General features: G+C 63.7%; 12 protein-coding genes. 5 read left to right on the top strand and 7 right to left on the bottom strand.

Annotation, left to right across the window (positions count from 1 at the left end; genetic code table 11):
* The first annotated feature begins 186 nt into the window (after nucleotides 1-186).
* The gene (locus LDZ28_RS15610; RefSeq protein WP_244829294.1) at nucleotides 187-909 is read left to right on the top strand and encodes a glycosyltransferase family 2 protein; all 723 of its coding nucleotides are present in this window, start codon (nucleotides 187-189) and stop codon (nucleotides 907-909) included.
* A 157-nt stretch (nucleotides 910-1,066) separates the two neighbouring features.
* On the opposite strand, the gene LDZ28_RS15615 is transcribed toward LDZ28_RS15610, so the two are convergent.
* The 4 genes from LDZ28_RS15615 to LDZ28_RS15630 all read right to left on the bottom strand — a co-directional run bounded on the left by LDZ28_RS15615 (nucleotide 1,067) and on the right by LDZ28_RS15630 (nucleotide 5,737).
* Entirely contained in the window at nucleotides 1,067-1,654 is a 588-nt protein-coding gene (locus LDZ28_RS15615) for an NTP transferase domain-containing protein (RefSeq protein ID WP_244829295.1), read from the bottom strand.
* Between the two features lie 129 nt (nucleotides 1,655-1,783).
* Nucleotides 1,784-4,006: a xanthine dehydrogenase family protein molybdopterin-binding subunit gene (locus LDZ28_RS15620; protein WP_244829297.1), complete on the bottom strand. Its 2,223-nt coding sequence runs from the start codon at nucleotides 4,004-4,006 to the stop codon at nucleotides 1,784-1,786.
* The gene (locus LDZ28_RS15625) at nucleotides 4,003-4,992 is read right to left on the bottom strand and encodes a xanthine dehydrogenase family protein subunit M (protein WP_244829298.1); all 990 of its coding nucleotides are present in this window, start codon (nucleotides 4,990-4,992) and stop codon (nucleotides 4,003-4,005) included. Before LDZ28_RS15625 ends, LDZ28_RS15620 begins: the two co-directional genes overlap by 4 nt.
* Before the next feature lie 10 nt (nucleotides 4,993-5,002).
* On the bottom strand, nucleotides 5,003-5,737 hold the full coding sequence (locus tag LDZ28_RS15630; protein ID WP_244829299.1) for a 2Fe-2S iron-sulfur cluster-binding protein: 735 nt from the start codon (nucleotides 5,735-5,737) through the stop codon (nucleotides 5,003-5,005).
* A 434-nt stretch (nucleotides 5,738-6,171) separates the two neighbouring features.
* Here LDZ28_RS15630 and LDZ28_RS15635 point away from each other — a divergent pair, with 434 nt between their 5' ends.
* Nucleotides 6,172-8,196 (top strand): tetratricopeptide repeat protein, encoded by a 2,025-nt coding sequence (locus tag LDZ28_RS15635; protein ID WP_244829300.1) that lies wholly within the window; start codon nucleotides 6,172-6,174, stop codon nucleotides 8,194-8,196.
* Here LDZ28_RS15635 and LDZ28_RS15640 read toward each other — a convergent pair.
* The 3 genes from LDZ28_RS15640 to LDZ28_RS15650 all read right to left on the bottom strand — a co-directional run bounded on the left by LDZ28_RS15640 (nucleotide 8,181) and on the right by LDZ28_RS15650 (nucleotide 10,843).
* Nucleotides 8,181-8,453 carry a DUF4148 domain-containing protein gene (locus tag LDZ28_RS15640; protein WP_244829301.1) on the bottom strand — a complete coding sequence of 91 codons (273 nt, stop codon included), beginning with the start codon at nucleotides 8,451-8,453 and terminating at the stop codon, nucleotides 8,181-8,183. The two genes, LDZ28_RS15635 and LDZ28_RS15640, sit on opposite strands and share 16 nt — an antisense overlap.
* Nucleotides 8,454-8,662: 209 nt before the next feature.
* Nucleotides 8,663-9,448, bottom strand: a complete 786-nt coding sequence (locus tag LDZ28_RS15645; protein WP_244829302.1) for a transporter substrate-binding domain-containing protein — start codon at nucleotides 9,446-9,448, stop codon at nucleotides 8,663-8,665.
* Between the two features lie 120 nt (nucleotides 9,449-9,568).
* Nucleotides 9,569-10,843 carry an inositol monophosphatase gene (locus tag LDZ28_RS15650; RefSeq protein WP_244829303.1) on the bottom strand — a complete coding sequence of 425 codons (1,275 nt, stop codon included), beginning with the start codon at nucleotides 10,841-10,843 and terminating at the stop codon, nucleotides 9,569-9,571.
* Between the two features lie 188 nt (nucleotides 10,844-11,031).
* Between LDZ28_RS15650 and LDZ28_RS15655 the strand changes: the two genes are divergently transcribed.
* The 3 genes from LDZ28_RS15655 (at nucleotide 11,032) to LDZ28_RS15665 (ending at nucleotide 15,076) form a co-directional block, all read left to right on the top strand.
* Nucleotides 11,032-11,454, top strand: a complete 423-nt coding sequence (locus LDZ28_RS15655) for a GFA family protein (protein WP_244829304.1) — start codon at nucleotides 11,032-11,034, stop codon at nucleotides 11,452-11,454.
* 293 nt (nucleotides 11,455-11,747) lie between these two features.
* Nucleotides 11,748-13,331 carry a protease pro-enzyme activation domain-containing protein gene (locus tag LDZ28_RS15660; protein WP_244829306.1) on the top strand — a complete coding sequence of 528 codons (1,584 nt, stop codon included), beginning with the start codon at nucleotides 11,748-11,750 and terminating at the stop codon, nucleotides 13,329-13,331.
* 53 nt (nucleotides 13,332-13,384) lie between these two features.
* Nucleotides 13,385-15,076, top strand: a complete 1,692-nt coding sequence (locus tag LDZ28_RS15665; RefSeq protein WP_244829307.1) for a S10 family peptidase — start codon at nucleotides 13,385-13,387, stop codon at nucleotides 15,074-15,076.
* Nucleotides 15,077-15,111: the final 35 nt, after the last annotated feature.

Here is a 15,111-nt window from a genome sequence, read left to right on the forward strand (position 1 = left end):
AGTACTGTATATACATACAGTGAATTCTATCGGCGCTTCGGCTTTTGGGGCAACTTTTTTGGGATGGTCGTGCCCTTAAGAGCGGTTGCGAGCCTCGCCGCGTGCGCATGGGTACACCCATTGCTGTACCTCGAAACAATCGCGGCTTTGACTGCCGATGAACCACAAAATCAAAACGGAGTCGCCATGCTTGCCATAGTCATCCCTGCTCATAACGAAGCCGCGCATATCGGCGCGTGCGTGACTGCCGCCCGGCGCGCGGCGGACCATCATCAATTGCTGGGAGAAGAAGTGCGCGTGATCGTCGTGCTCGACAGTTGCAGCGACGAGACGGGCGACATCGCCTCCGCACTCGGCGCGCACGTCACGAGTATCGACGCGCGCAATGTCGGCATCGCGCGGGCGCATGGCGCGGAGCGGGCGCTCGCGCTCGGCGCGCGCTGGCTTGCCTTCACCGACGCCGACACGACCGTCGCCGACGACTGGCTCTCGCGCCAGCTCGACTGCTGCGCGGATGCGGTGTGCGGCGTGATCGGCGTGCATGACTGGTCGCCGCATCTCGGCGCGGTGCAGGAGCATTTCGGCCGCACTTATACGGATGCGGACGGGCATCGCCATATCCACGGCGCGAATCTCGGCGTCTCGGCACGGGCTTATTTGCAGGCAGGCGGTTTTCCGCCGCTCGAATCCAGCGAGGATGTCGCGCTCGTCGAAGCGTTGATCGAAACGGGCGCGCACATCGAGTGGAGCGCGGCGCCGCGCGTGGTGACGAGCGCGCGTACCGATTTCAAGGCGAAGAAGGGCTTCGGCGCGACGCTGGTGGAAGTGAGCCGGCGTTATCTGAGCGCGAACGTCAATGCCAACGCGGACGTGGCAGGCCCGGCGAATGTGACGGCGATCGCCGCGTAGGCGTTATTGCGAGGTCGACGGCGCGGGGCAAGCGCCGTCGTTCGGATGCGGTGCATTGGAGAGCATGACGGCGATTGCCGCAGAAATATCGACGACGGCCGAGGCATGTCCATGCCCGCGCTCGTTGTGCATGACTCCACGTAACAAAGCGACTGCGTTAACCGTCCGATAAATCGCCAGGCAAGTCCACGTCACGCAGCACGTTCCGGTCATTCACTTCGATGACCGTCGGCTTTTCCATGGCGAAGATGCCGCGCGCGCCTGCGTCGCCATCGAGCGTGGCGAGCGCCGCGCCGTACTCGATGCCAAACCCCACCGGATGTCCCCGCGTGCCGCGATAAAACGGCGCGACGAGCCGCGCGCCTGCGTCGAGCGGACGCGCGACGGCTTCGATGGTCGCGGGCTCGATCCACGGCATGTCGCCGAGCGCGACAAGCCAGCCTTCCGCGTCAGCGGTGGCGCGTACGGCCACGGCGAGCGTCGCGCCCATGCCGCGCTCGGCATCGATGCTGAAAATGACCTTGCAGCCGGCTTCGTTCAGCACTTCCGCCAACTTTTCCGCGCCCGGCCGAACCACCGCGATCACGCTCGAAGCAACCGAAAGCAGCCTGCGCGCCGACTGAAACACGACCGGCGTGCCGTTCGGCAAGGGCGCCAGCAGCTTGTTGTGAAGGCCGGAAGGATCGAAGCGGGTGCCGAGCCCTGCTGCCAGCAGGATGCCGGTCGCGCTTGACGAGTAGGTCATCGGTGCGGCTCGCGTGGGGAAGAGGATCGATTGTGCAGCGCGTCGATAGTCGCCGCAAGCGTCAAAAAAATCCGCGCGGCGCAATGTGCATTCGTGCCATTGAGCGCCGCGCGTACCTTTCCTTCCGCACTACACCATCGTTTTCGGCATGACTTTATCGAGCGTGATCGGCAAGTCGCGCACGCGCACGCCGGTCGCGTGATACACCGCGCTGCCGAGCGCGCCCGCCACGCCCGTAATGCCGATTTCCCCGATGCCGCGCGCGCCGTCCGGATTGATATGCGGATCGGGCTGACCGACAAAGGAAATATCCAGCAAGCCGATATCCGCGTTCACCGGCACGTGATACTCCGCGAGATTGGCGTTGGTATAGCGGCCGTAGCGGCCGTCGAGTTCGCCTTTCTCGAAGAGCGCCGAGCCCACGCCCCAAACGATGCCGCCCATCAACTGACTGTGCGCCGTCTTCTCGTTGAGCAAGGTGCCGACGTCATACACCCCGACGACACGCGGCACGCGGATGATGCCCAGGTCCGCATCGACATGCACTTCCACGAATACCGCGCCGAACGAGTGAAACGAGTACTGCTTTTTCTCGTCGCCGGGGCGCACCGTGGCCGTCGCTTCGATAGCCTTGCCGCCGTTTCGCGCGATGATCGCCGCCGCGGGATCGCGCTTGTCCGGCGTCGAAACGCTCACGACCCAGCCATTGCTCACCGTGACGTCCTCGCGCGACAAACCGGCGACGGGCGATCCGCGATCCGCGAGCGCCATCGCGATCAACTGATCGCGCGCCTGCGCGGCCGCCGCACGCACCGCCGGCGACACGCTCGCCGCCGACTGCGAGCCGCCCGATACCGGCGCCTTCGGCAAGGATGAATCGCCGAGCGCGAAGCGCACGAAGTCGGGCGGAAAGCCGAGCGCGTCGGCGGCGACTTGCGTCATCACGGTGTAGGTGCCGGTGCCGAGATCCTGCGTGCCGGAAGCGACCATCGCCGTGCCGTCGGGCAGAATGCGCGCGATCGCCGATGCCTCGCTGCGATTCGCCGGATACGTCGCCGTCGCCATGCCCCAGCCGATCAGCGTGTTGCCGTCGCGCATCGAACGCGGCGCCGGGTTGCGGCGCGCCCAGCCGAACTTTTCCGCGCCGCGCTGATAGCACTCCATCAGCGACTTGCTGGACCACGGCTTTTTCTCTTGCGGCTCCATGTTCGCGTGGTTTTTCATGCGCAGCGCGAGCGGGTCCATGTGCAACTGATACGCGAGTTCGTCCATCGCGGTTTCGAGCGCGAACGAACCGCTCGTCTCGCCGGGCGCACGCATGAATGTCGGCGTGCCGATGTCGAGCTTCACGAGTTTGTGCGAGGTCGATTGATTCGGCACCGCGTACAACATGCGCGTGAGAATGGCCGAACTCTCGGTCCAGTCCTCGAAGGTCGAGGTGGTCGAGATGACGTCGTGCTTCATGCCGGTCATCGTGCCGTCGCCGTGCGCGCTCACCTGAATGCGTTGTTCGGTGAACGGCCGGTTGCCGACCATGCCGAACATCTGCGGACGTTCGAGCACGAGCTTCACGGGACGTCCGGTCTGTTTCGATGCCATTGCCGCCAGCACGACATGCGACCACACCGAGCCCTTGCACCCGAAGCCGCCGCCGACAAACGGGCAGATCACGCGCACATTCGTTTCCGGAATGCCGAAAAATTTCGATACCGCGCCGCGCGCGCCGGAAACACCTTGCGTCGCGTCGTAGAGCGTGAGATTGGGGCCGTCCCAGCGCGCGAGCGTCGCGTGCGGCTCCATCGGATTGTGATGCTCGTAGGGCGTCGTATAGACGGCGTCGAGGCGCGTCTGACCTTGGCGCAGACCGGCATCGACATCGCCGCGGCTCGTGGTGATCGGGCGGCCCATCATCTTTTCGGGTTGATACGCCGTGCCGCGCGCACGCACGTATTCCGCGTTTGGCATGGCGCCCTCGTAGCGGACGATCACGTGGCGCGCCGCGCCTTGCGCATGTTCCAGCGTGTCCGCGACGACCACCGCCACCGGCTCGTTGCTGTAGCGCACTTCGTCGGTTTGCAGGAGCGTGAGCTTGCGCACGGCGGGCGGTTGCGCGTCGGGCACGCCGCCGTTGGGCAGACGCATTGCGTTCTTGTGCGTCAGGACGAGCAGCACGCCGGGCATCGTGTCGGCGCCGCTGGTATCGATAGAGGCGATGCGGCCCTTGGCGATCGTGCTCGTGATCAGCACCGCATGCGCGAGCTTGGCGTCGGTGTTGTCGGCCGAATAGCGCGCCTGGCCCGTGACCTTGAGCACGCCGTCGGTGCGATCGAATGGTTTGCCGATGATGCTCATGCCGTGCCTCCCGCTTGTTCCACTGCCCGAACGATCGCCCGCTGGGCGAGCGCCACCTTGAAGCCGTTCTCGCGCAGCGGCCTGGCATCGCGCACGGCGAGCGCGGCCGCGTTTTGCAGCGACGCGCGATCGAGCGGTTTGCCGATGAGCGCGCTTTCCGTCGCGTTCGCGCGCCACGGTTTGTGCGCGACGCCGCCCAACGCGATGCGCGCGGCCTTCACGGTGTTGCCGTCCATCTGCAAGGCGGCGGCAACGGAGACGAGCGCGAACGCATAGCTCGCGCGGTCGCGCACTTTCAGATACTTCGAATGTCCCGCGAAAAGCGGCGGCGGCAGATCGACCGCCGTGATGAGTTCGCCGGGCTTGAGCGTGGTATCGAGATCGGGCCGGTCACCCGGCAGCCGATGAAACTCCGCGAACGGAATGGTCCGCTCGCCTTGCGGGCCGGTCACGCGCACGACGGCATCGAGTGCGGCGAGCGCGACGCTCATATCGGAGGGATTGGTCGCGACACATTGACTGCTCGCGCCGAGGATCGCGTGAATGCGGTTGTTGCCTTCGAGCGCGGCGCAACCGCTGCCGGGCGCGCGCTTGTTGCATTGAGGAAAGCCCGTGTCGTAAAAGTAATAGCAGCGCGTGCGCTGCATCAGGTTGCCGCCGACGGTCGCCATGTTGCGCAATTGCGCCGATGCACCCGCAAGCAATGCCTGCGACAAGAGCGGATAGCGCTCGCGCACCCACGCGTGATTCGCGGCGTCGCTATTACGCACCAGCGCGCCGATGCGCAACCCGCCACCGGGCAAGGTCGTGACGCCGTTCAGGGCGTCGATGTGGGTGATATCGACGAGACGAGTGGGCCGCGCCACGCCGCCTTTCATGAGATCGAGCAGATTCGTGCCGCCGCCGATGAACATCGTGCCGGGCTGGCTGGCCGCCTGTAGCGCCGCACCGATATCGGCGGCGCGCTGATAAGAGATCGCGTCCATGTGCTCTCCCTTAACCTTGCGACGAAGCGACGAACTTCACCGCCGCCACGATATTCGGATACGCGCCGCAGCGACAGATATTGCCGCTCATACGCTCGCGGATTTCATCGTCGGAGAGTTGCGCGGGTCGGAAGCGCACGTCGGCGGTGGCGGCGCTGGCATCGCCTGCACGGTATTCGTCGATGAGCGCGGTCGCCGAGCATAACTGCCCGGGCGTACAGTAGCCGCACTGAAACGCATCCTTTTCGATGAACGCGCGCTGCAACGGGCTGAGCGCATCGCCGCCGGGAGCCAAGCCTTCGACGGTCGTGATGCTCTCGCCTTCGTGCATCACGGCAAGCGTCAAACACGAGTTGATGCGTCGCCCGCCCGCGATCACCGTGCACGCGCCGCACTGGCCACGGTCGCAGCCTTTTTTCGTGCCGGTGAGGTCGGCGTATTCGCGCAGGGCGTCGAGCAAGGTCGTGCGCGCTTCGACCTGAAGCTCGTACGGATGACCGTTGATAGTCAGCTTGACCGGCATCGTAGGCGCGGAGGTGGCGGGTGGCGCGACGGCGGGCGTTGCAGCTTGCTGTTGCGCGCGCGCGGTCGACGCAAGCGGCGCGGCGGCTACGGCCGCGCTCGCTGCCGCCGATTGCAGGAAGCGCCGACGCGACGGTTTCTGGGCCGCGTCGTCGGTATCGCATGTATCGCGTGTATCGCGTGTATCGGGTGAAAGGGGTGAAGGCGTTTTGACTGGGGACATGGCGATTGAATGCTCCTCGCTCGTTCGGTTGGGCGCGCCACGCCGTGCAGGTCTCGATGAACCACGTCCCTGAGGTCTTGAGGATGGCGCGTGATACGCGAGCCGCCTTTGTTCGATCGCTGTAAGACGACCGAACGTTCGACCATTCGCGCAAGCCAAGAGTCACAGCAAGTCCAATGCCATCGGCGGCAGACGCTGGTGCGCCCGACTACTCGCTCGTCTGAACACGGACCATGCAAGTAAATACTGCATGGCTGCGTAAATAAGCTGCGAAAACGCGTCGGCAAAGATGACGCGAACATGGCTGTTTCGCCCGGCGAGCGCCATATGGCGCACTTTGTGACGCTTCGATCATCGAGCGCGCCTCAAAATATTCGCTCGACGTCAGCCGCCATTCGCCGTGGCTCGACATGTTTGAAACACCTATCCAACCCATGCCATCCGATACGAATCGCTATCACGAAGCGGCTGCGTTCTATTCGAACGGACGCTACGCCGAAGCGCTGGAGACGCTCGCGCCCTTGGTCCTCGACGCCGACGCGCTCAATCTCGCCGCTGTCTGCGCCTATCGACTCGAACGTCACGACGAAGCGGAGCGCTACTGGCTGCGCGCAATCGATGCGCGTCCCGACGACGCCGGGATGCGCAACAACCTGGCGAATCTGTTCAACGAGTTGCAGCGTTATCGTGAAGCGGAAACGCTTTATCGGAACGCGCTCGCACTTCTTCCGGACTATCCGGTCGCGCATTACAACCTCGCGAACGTGCTTGATCGGCAAGGGCGCGCGGACGAAGCCGAGGAGGGTTATCGTCGCGCGCTCGCGCTCAAACCCGATTTCGCCGAGGCTCATGCGAATCTTGCCGCGTTGCTCGCGCGCACGAACCGGTTGCCGGAGGCCGAGGCTGAGTATCGCCACGCGATCGATGCACAGCCTGCCTTTGCCGAAGCACGGAATAACCTTGGCAACGTGCTTCGGACCTTGGGTAAGCTCGGCGAGGCGCGCGCACAGTTCGAGCACGTGCTTGCCGCACGGCCCGACTGGGCGGACGCGCATCTGAACCTCGGCAACGTCTTGAAAGATGCCGGGCTCGTTGTCGATGCCGAGCATGCGTATCGGCGGGCTGTCGGCTTGCGGCCGGACTACGCGGCGGCGTACACCAATTTGGGCATCGTGCTTGGGGAACAAGGGCGGCTCGCCGAGGCGGAAGGCGCGTATCGTCATGTCGTCGACCTTGCGCCGCAAGACGCCGATGCGCATTTCAATCTCGCCGATGCGATCTACGACGTAAGCCCTCATGGCCGTTTCGACCGCCTGCACGAAGCGCAAGCCGCGTATGAAAAAGCCTTGGCCATACGGCCGGATTTCATCGCGGCGCATTTGCATCTCGGAAACGTGTATCGCGAGGACAAAACACGTCTCGCCGATGCGGAAGCGACCTTCCGGCACGCGTTGTCGATCGATCCGGAGTGCGTCGATGCACAGATGAATCTGGCCACCTTGCTGCTCGGCACGGGCCGTTATGAACAAGGATGGCCGCTCTTCGAGGCTCGCTACGACGAGCGCTTCGCGCAGCGCGGCGCGCTTCCGCCAGCTTTGCCGGGTCCGCGCTGGCAGGGCGAAGCGTTGACGGGCAAGACACTCATCGTGATGGCCGAGCAAGGCTTCGGCGACACCATTCAGTTCAGCCGTTACCTTCCTGTACTCAAAGTGCGTGGGCTAGATCGTCTGACGGTGGTCTGCCCGCCGGCCTTGGTCGCGTTGATCGGCGCGATGGATTGCGTGGACGCATGCATCGCGCCGGCCGATCTGCACGCGCTACCGGCCCACGACTACAGTTGCTTCCTGATGAGCCTGCCTTTCCTCATGGGGACGACGCTCGCGACTATTCCATCGACCGTTCCTTATCTGCGAGCACCGCGCGAAAAGGTCGAGTTCTGGCGCGCTCGGTTGCCCGCGGGCACGTTGAAAGCAGGCATTGCCTGGACAGGCGAGCCGCGTCCGGGACTGCGCGACGCCTTTGCCGCTTTCAGCCGCCGCTGGCTCGCCGCGCGTCAATGCGAGCGCTTGCTGACCTTGCCCGGCGTGCACTTCGTCAGTCTTCAGAAGGGCGCGACGGCGCGCGCGGAAAGTGCCGCGCTGCCCGACGCCTGGCGTTTGTCCGACCCGATGAACGAAGTCGCCGATTTCGCCGATACCGCCGCGCTCATCGAATCGCTGGATCTCGTCATCAGCGTGGATACATCCGTGGCGCATCTCGCGGGCGCGCTTGGCAAGCCGCTGTGGATACTGCTGTGCTCGAACGCTTGCTGGCGCTGGCTCGCCGGACGCGACGACTCCCCGTGGTATCCGACCGCGCGGCTTTTCAGACAGCAAGCGCCCGGAGATTGGGACGATGTGATCGAGCGCGTCGCCGATGCGCTGACCGTCTGGCAACGCGATACTCAGCTACGCGGATAACTGCCCGGTGCGCCGCGCGCCGAACGCGCCGGCCCGTATGGATCGGGATTGCCGTAGCGCGGGATGGTGCCATCGGCGCGAGCGCGTGCAAGGTCCGCGCGGACTTCGGCGCGCGAAAGCGGCGTGTTGGCCGCCATAGTCATGGGCGTAGGCATCGGCATGGCTTGAGGTGCGGCGGCCGGGTCCATTGTCTGCGCCGATGCCGCAGCGCTCATGGCGAATGCTGCAAGGGCGGCCAAGCGGATTGCGGGTTTCATCGTCGTTCTCCTGAGCGGTGCGAAGCGGTAAGCGAATGCCTATCTATACGCGCTTCGGCGACAAACGGATGAATAGCGATGAATAAGCGCGACGGCAACTAACCGTCTTTCGTGCTAGCGTCTGCAAAGACGGGCTTTGCGTTGCAAGGGCGCAAAAGAAAAAGCCGGCAGCGCCGGCTTCCCATGCAAGCCATGCCATTGGCAAATGCTTAAAGATCCGCCGGATATGGCGCCTTCAGCCACTTCGTCGAAAGCGTGTTGAGCGTGCCGTCTTTTTTCGCCTGAACGATCGCCGCATCGACTTCCTTCAAAAGTCGGGGCTCGTCCTTGTTCAATCCGACATGATCCGGCGAACTGAACAACTGAAACTTCTGCTCGGGCTGCACGGGCGGATTACGCGCGATGATCGTTGCGCCAACATCGTTGCCGACTACCAGCAATTGCGCTTGACCGGCCAGAAACGCGGAGATCGCGCCGTTCGGGTCTTCGAAACGCTTGATATCGGCCGTGGGCGGCGCCACCTTGCTCACGCTCAAGTCTTCGAGCGTGCCGCGCGCCACCGCTACCGACTTGCCCGCGAGATCGGCGGTCGTCTTCACCGCCAGCGACTTCGGTCCGAACACCGCCAGATAGTACGGTGCATAAGGCCGCGAGAAATCGATCACCTTTTCGCGCTCGGGCGTCTGACCGACCGAGAGCAGCAAGTCGGCCTTGTGCGTGGCGAGATAAGCCATGCGGTTTTCGCCGGTGATCGGCACGAACTCGACTTTCGCCTTGAGCGCGCGCGCCAGGTATTCGCCCATCTCGATGTCGTAGCCTTGCGGCTTCATGTCCGGGCCGATAGAGCCGAACGGCGGATAGTCCATGAATACGCCGATGCGCACCACGCCGTTTTTCTGGATGGTGTCGAGCGTGTCCGCATGGGCGAACGAGACGGCGAGGGCGAACGAAGCGGCGAGCAGGCCGCGCAGAAACCGCGAGAGGCGAAGCGTCATGGTGGGGATCGAAAGGTGAGGGGATCGACGCACTCTAGGCACGCCAAAATCCCCTCACAATCGAAATCTGCGCATGCCAGCCATGTCGCGTGCGCATGGCTGGCTTGTAGAGCGACTTCCTCAGGCTTCGCTTTCCATGATCCGGTCGATCAGCCGCGCGTTCTCTCCCGCCGAACCGATGCCCGCGTGCCGCGCCATTGGCACGAAGAAATGCGTGGCGATAGGCAGCTTCGAGCGCGACAGCCAGTTGCTCAGATGAGTCGCGAGCCTGCGCGCCGGCGTCTTCAGTTCCTCGCGCAGCACGGCGGGCAGCTTGTCGAAGTGACGCATGTCGGTCTGATACGGCTCGGGCGCGACGCATAACGCGTTCGGGCGGCCATCGACATCGGCGGGCAGGCGTTCCAGCGCCTCGTGCAACAGCGCGACCCCGAGACCCTCGCCGCGCCACGGCTTGCGCACTTCCCACAGGCTGATATAGATCACGCGATGCGCATTGAACACTTCGCACAGCCGTTCGGGACCGAGCGCCTCGGTGGCCGCAAGCGCGAGCGACAGCATTTCGCCGGAATAGGTGTCGAGCGTATAGACGAGATCGGCGCTGCTGTGAAGCGGCGGCACCTTGACGAGTTGCAGCTTGACCGCGGCCGCGACGATATCGCTGCCCGCCTCGTGGAACACGGCAAAGGCGGTGCCAAGCCGTTCGTCGTCGACTTGCGGATACTCGTGGCGATACGTCATCGTGAAGAGAAACGGTCCGATCTTCTCGCGATACGCGAGCGGCCGGTCGACGTCGTAATCGGCGGCGCCTTCGAGGCCGTAGGGATCGTAATCGCGCTTTTCACGCCGTTCCGCCGAGGCGAGCACGGCGAGCGGTCGGCGCGATTCCGGCACGAGATCTTCTGGCAAGCCTTCCCAGTTGAGCCGCAAAAATTCGCGGCTGCCGCGATAGTGCGTCTCGAAGAGAGAGAGAATCTGTTCGCTCGCCACCGGGTCGAGAATGCGTTGCGCGCATTCCACCGCGCGGTCGAGGAGTTGATCGGCCTCGGCGGGATCGGGCGCGAGGGCCGGTTCGTGCGCCTGCGGCATGGCCGGCAAGCCGCGCGCGATGCGGTCCCGATGCGCCAGTTCGAGCCATTCGTCGGCGGCGCGTTCGGCGATATGACCCGCCGCGATACGATAGCCTGTCAGCACGATCGACTGACCGGTCTGGCCGAGCGGGAAGACGTACTCGTCGGACATCGCTTCCTCGACCGTCACGTCGCGAAAGGTTTCGCGCAGGGCGGGCGCGTTGGCTGCCGAGTTGAAGCGATCGTGCGAGAGCACATGCGCGACGAGATCGGACGCGGCTGGGCCGGATTCGGATGCCACGCCGGGCAGTAGCTTAAGGAGTGACAAGGTGAGAGTCGTGCTCGATGTGCTCATGGGTGCCGCCCGTGCCTGATGGTTGCTGTGGGTTGCTGTCGGTCGCTGTCGATTGCCGCAGGTCGCAGGTCGCAGTCGCGAAGGGCTATCGTAACAAACACGGGGGCGGATCGGTGCCGGCGGTGCAGTGCGGCAAAACCGAACATTCAAGGAGTCGCTCGATGAATCAGCAAACTGAAGCAATCGATGAAACCGTGACGCACGAAGGCGGCTGCGCGTGCGGCGCATTCCGGTTCCGCGCGATAGGCCGGCCGTTGCGCGTCGGCATGTGCCATTGCATGACGTGCCGGCGCGTGCACGGCTCGGCGTTCGGCTCCTACGTCATCTATCACCGCGGCAACGTGGAGTTTTCCGGCCGCACATCGACGTGGCGCAGTTCCGACGAAGGCAGGCGTCATTTCTGTCCCGAATGCGGCTCCGTGACGTACATGGAGTACGTGACGCGCGACGAAGTCGATGTGCCGCTCGGCGCGTTCGATCTGACCGGCGTTTTCGAGCCGGCCTACGAACTCTGGTGCGAGCATCGCGAGCCCTGGCTGCCTCAAGGCGTGCGCAAGGAGTACGCGCAAGAGCGAACGGGTTAGCCGTTGCCGCGACCTATTCTTGCGGTCGGCGCGCGCGGCATCATCGTTGCCGACCGAGACAAAAAGCAGCCCGAAGGCAAATAACTAACTTCGATATCGAGACACGCTTTGTCCTGCCGGAACTGCATCCTTCAATCAACGGTCCGAGCAATTGCAATCGATTGCGGAAAATAAGACGATATGCGGCGCGCACGTTTTTCAGAGCGAAAGCATCGAAAGAAACGACATGCGCCGGATGCGCCAAGCAGCAGGATCGGGCCTAAAACGAATTGCCAACGAGGAGCATCGACACCATGGCAAAGCAACCGGTAAGCGGCAGCGGCAAGAGCAACCCCGAAGACGCACAGTGCGTCGGCGCGTGCGATCCTGGCGAGCAGATCGAAGTCATCGTCATGCTGCGCCGCAAGGACGAAGCAGCGTTTGATCAGATGATGAAGCACATCGAAGCCGGCGACGCCCCGGCGCAGTCCGTGACCCGCGCGGACTTCGGAAAGCGCTTCGGCGCGTCGCAGGAAGACGTCGACAAGGTCAAGAAGTTCGCCGAGCAATACGGCCTGACGGTGGTGCGCGCCGAAGCGGAAACGCGCAGCGTCGTGCTCAAGGGCACCATCGAGCAGTTTCAGAAGGCGTTCGACGTGAAGCTCGAACGTTTCCAGCATCACAACATGGGCGAGTATCGCGGCCAGGCGGGACCCGTTCATGTTCCCGACGAAGTGCACGAGGCCGTCACCGCCGTGCTCGGCCTCGACAGCAAGCCGCAAGCGCGTCCGCATTTCCGTTTCCGGCCGCCGTTCAAACCGGCGCGCGGCCTTACGGCATCGTCGTTTTCGCCGCTCGATCTCGCGCAACTCTATGACTTCCCGGAAGGCGACGGCGCGGGGCAATGCATCGCGATCATCGAGCTGGGCGGCGGTTACAAGACCAGCGACCTGACGGCGTACTTCTCGAAGCTCGGCGTGAAACCGCCGAAAGTGGTGTCGGTCGGCGTGGACGACGCGAAGAATGCGCCCACGGGCAATCCGAATGGTCCGGACGGCGAAGTGACGCTCGACATCGAAATCGCCGGAGCGGTCGCGCCGGGCGCGCGCATCGCGGTGTATTTCGCGCCGAATAGCGACGCAGGCTTCGTCGATGCCGTCAATCGCGCCATACACGACGACACCAACCAGCCGTCCGTGGTGTCCATCAGTTGGGGCGGACCGGAATCCAACTGGTCGGCGCAATCCATCGGCGCGTTCAACGACGTGCTGCAAAGCGCGGCGGCGCTCGGCGTCACGGTATGCGTGGCATCGGGCGACAGCGGTTCGACCGACGGCGTCGGCGACGGCGCGGATCACGTCGATTTCCCGGCATCCAGTCCCTACGTGCTCGGCTGCGGCGGCACGAGCGTCGCGGCATCCGCGCAGAAGATCACGAAGGAAGTCGTGTGGAACGACGGCGATCAGGGCGGATCGGGTGGCGGCGGTGTGAGCGGCGTGTTCGCGCTGCCTTCGTGGCAGAAAGGGCTGAGCGTCGCGCATGCCGGCGGCAAGACGACGGCGCTCGCCAAGCGCGGCGTGCCGGATGTATCGGGCGACGCCTCGCCGCAAAGCGGCTACGAAGTGCTGATCGACGGCGAGCAGACGGTCGTCGGCGGCACGAGCGCGGTCGCGCCTTTGTGGGCCGCGCTGATCGCTCGCATCAACGCGATCAACGGTTCCCCCGCGGGCTTCATCAATCCGAAGCTGTACAAGGCGAAGGGTGCGTTCCACGACATCACGCAAGGCGATAACGGCAGTTTCGCGGCAGCGGCGGGATGGGATGCCTGCACGGGGCTCGGCAGCCCGGACGGCGCAAAGATCGCGGCGGCGCTCAAACCCGCGAAGAGCACGAGTTGAGACGGGCAGTGACAGTGAACAACAACCACGATGACGATTCTGGAGCGTTCAAGATGAACTCCGATCCACTGGCAGCAGCAGGCGCAGACAAACCCGAAGAACCGGCGCACGGCAACGCGCACGCAGCGGCGAAGAAAACGCCGAAGAGCAAGGATCAGCCGTACTTTGATCCCGTCGCCTACGGCAACGGTCCCGACGATTCCGTCGAGGCGACCGAAGCCGACGAAAACGCCGCGATCACGCACCATAGCGTGACCGTGGGCGGCGAGAAGATCGCTTACACGGCTACGGTCGGCCACCTCGTGACAGTGGACCCGAGCAGCAGCAAGCCGGATGCGAAGATGTTCTATGTCGCCTTCACGAAGGACGGCGCAAAGGAAGAACAACGGCCGCTCACGTTCTTTTATAACGGCGGGCCGGGCTCGTCCTCGGTGTTCGTGCTGCTCGGTTCGTTCGCGCCGCGCCGCATCAAGACCGCCATGCCGAGCTTCACGCCGCCCGCGCCCTACGAGATGGAAGACAACGCGGACAGTCTTATCGACAAGAGCGATCTGATTTTCATCAATCCCGTGGGAACGGGCTATTCCGCCGCCATCGCGCCGAACAAAAACCGCGACTTCTGGGGTGTGGATCAGGATGCGGATTCGATCAAGCAGTTCATCAAGCGCTATCTGACGAAGAACAACCGCTGGAACTCGCCCAAGTTCCTGTTTGGCGAATCGTATGGCACGGCGCGCAGCTGCGTCCTGGCGTACCGGCTGCATGAAGATGGCGTCGATCTGAACGGCATCACCCTGCAATCGTCGATTCTCGATTATCGCCAGGCGGGTAACCCCGTCGGCGCGCTGCCTACCGCCGCGGCGGATGCGTGGTATCACAAGAAGCTCGGCGTGCATCCCACGCCGACCAACCTCTTGAACTTTGCCGAGGAAGTCGCGGAGTTTTCGCGCTCGGACTATCTCAACGCGTTGCGCAAGTTTCCGCAGACCGACGATGAAGTGGTCGAGAAGCTCTCCGAATACACGGGCATCGACAAGGTGACGCTGCTTGCGTGGAGTCTGGATATCGCGGCTTACGACAGCCGTGGCAATTCGCTCTTTCTGACGACGCTCCTGAAGTCGAAGGGCGAATCGCTCGGCTCGTACGACGGGCGCGTGACGGCTATTTCGACGGGCATCGCGGGCAAGATCGATCCGAACTCGGGCGGCAACGATCCGACCATGACAGCGGTGAGCGGCGTCTACACGACCATGTGGAACAGCTATCTCAACGAGCAGTTGAAGTTCACGTCCACTTCGTCATTCACGGACCTGAACGACCAGGCTTTCCTCAACTGGGACTTCAAGCATACGGACCCGACCGGCGAACAGAAGGGACTGGATTCGAAAGGCAACGTCGTGCTCTATACAGCGGGCGATCTGGCCGCCGTGATGGCGCTCAACGTGGATCTCAAGGTCTTGTCCGCGAACGGCCTATATGACTTCGTGACGCCGTTTTATCAGACCATCATCGACCTTCAGCAGATGCCGTTGATCAACAGCGTCGTCAGGCAGAATCTTTCCGCGGCGTTTTATCCATCGGGACATATGGTTTATCTCGACGGAGCATCGCGCACGCAACTGAAGGCGGATCTCGCGAAGATGTACAACGAGGCCACGTCGAACTATGCGGCCATGACGCGCATCATCTCCTTGCAGAAGGTAACGGCGGAGAAGGCATTGTCGCCAGCGAGTACCGGTGTCTGATAGTCACAAGCGGGCGAGGCTTCGGCTTCGCCCGT

It is taken from the genome of Caballeronia sp. TF1N1 (genome assembly GCF_022878925.1).
Classification (GTDB): Bacteria; Pseudomonadota; Gammaproteobacteria; order Burkholderiales; family Burkholderiaceae; genus Caballeronia.